The 1928-nt window shown below is 62.9% G+C and carries 1 protein-coding gene; it reads right to left on the bottom strand.

The genetic code is table 11. The annotated features are described in order from the left end of the window. Positions 1-1928 (bottom strand): hypothetical protein (locus AC1DYI_RS34145; protein WP_477208544.1); only part of this gene is annotated, 1928 nt, incomplete at both ends.

The following is a 1928-nucleotide window of genomic DNA, read 5'->3' as shown; positions in this document are numbered from 1 at the left end:
CTTGATCAGGTCGATCTTGGTGACGGTGTCGGTGTCGCCATGGTTGACCGTTTCATAGCGCTGGACGTTGCCGGCGTCGTCGTAGGCCTTCGTCCAGACGCCATTGACGTACCCGTCGATGTAGTTGACTTCGTWCAACGGGGTGTTGTCGGCGTCCTGCACGCATTGGTTGAGCAGGCGTCCCTTGGCGTCGTAGCGCTGGTAGCGTTGTTCGGCGCCGATCTTTTGGTCGTCCGGAATGTCTTTGTTGAGCGCGTCGGCCCAGCGGTCGCCGAGGCTGATCGGTCCCGACTTGACCACGCGGCCGGCCTTGTCGTACCAGCGCTGGTCGATGATCCTGCTGTCGCGACTGACGCTGCTCAGGCGGTTGAGCGCGTCGTATTCGTAGCTGTCGGTGCCACGCTTGAACACGCTGTCGTAGTTGAGGATATTGACGTGGTTGCCGAAGAACTCGTCGGTCTTGCGGTTGCCGTTCTTATCGTACGTCAGGACGTGGCCGACCGTGACGTTGACTTTGTCGTCGTCGTAGCTCTTGCGCGAGCTGATGGTGCCGCTGGCGTCGATGGCGTCCACGATGCGCTGGCGATTCATCGCGTCGTAGAAGAAGTAGCGGGTCGTGTCGCGCCAGGTTTCGGTCTGCTGCTCGTACAGGCCGTACATGTCGGCGATGTAGAGGCGCTCGCGCACGGTGCTGCGGTTGCCGGCCGCGTCGTACGTGATCATCAGGTGGACGCGGCTGTCGGCCGAGTCCACCAGGCGGCCCAGCGCGTCGTAGCTGAGGTGGTTGTCCTGGAACACGCTGCCGTCTCGGACGACGTGTTCGCGAAGGTGGTGGCCGGCCAGGTCGTACTGGGTGGTCGTGGTCTGCCCGATGGCGGCGTCACGGATCTCCACCAGCTGACCCGCCGCGTCGTAGGTGTAGGTCAGGTTCTGGCCGTTGAGGTTGCCGAGCTTGTTGGTCTGTTGCCGCAGCTGGCCGGCGAAGTCGTAGTTATAGGTGTAGACCCAGCCGCCGATGTCCTTGTGGGCGTCGAGTTGACCGAAGTAGTTGTAGGTCCAGGTGGCGGTACTGTTGTTGGCGTCGGTTTCCGACGCCTTGCGCCCGTAGATGTCGAAGGTGGCCTGACTGACCACGCCGCCGGGCTGTTCGGTCTTCTTGATGTTGCCTGCGCGGTCGTACCAGTACTTGGTGACCTGGCTGGCGGTGTCGGACTGCGTCAGCTTGCGGCCGGCTTCGTCGTAGGAGAACGTCTCGATCAGGTTTGAGGAGCCGTCGGAGACCAGACGGTATTCGTCTCCGTATCCGTCTCCGTCACTGTCAGGGTCAATCACGACGTGCCAGCTGGTGATGGAGCCCGTGCCGTTGCCGTGTTGGGTTGTGATCAGGCGGCCCAAGTCGTCGTAGGCGTAGAGGGTGGTGTGGTCCTTGTAGACGGTGCTGCCGACGGCGCTCTCGTTGCCGACACCGTCCACCATCTGGCGCTTCTGGCCGAAGATGTCGTAGGCGTAGGTGACCCGGCCGTCGTCGGCGTGCTTCTCCTCGATGAGGTTGCCGGCCGCATCGAACACCTGCAGGTTGACGTGGTTCAGCGCGTCCTTGACCGCGACCTGGCGGCCGAGCTTGTCGTAGTAGACGTTGCGCACGGGGCTGYCGGAGCCCGAACCAGGGGTGGGGTCGGGCTGGGTCTCCTTGGTGAGCTGGTTGTCCTTGGTGTATTCGAACTTGGTCACCCACAGCCCATTGCGTGGGTCGGACTGCGACAGCATGTTGCCCCAGCGGTCGCGCGTGTACTTGATGACGGGGTTGCGCCACCGGGTCGATCCGTCGCTTTCGTTGCTGTTGGCCTTGGCGGTGAACCTGCCCTGGCTGGTCATCTCCCTCACGCCACCCTTGGGCGTCATGTACACCTGGTAGTCGTAGTCGCCAG

The sequence above is a fragment of the Ideonella sp. P3_A4 genome (assembly GCF_056403075.1).
The sequence above is the reverse complement of the archived record's forward strand: the minus strand, read 5'-3'. Positions and strand labels throughout refer to the sequence as shown.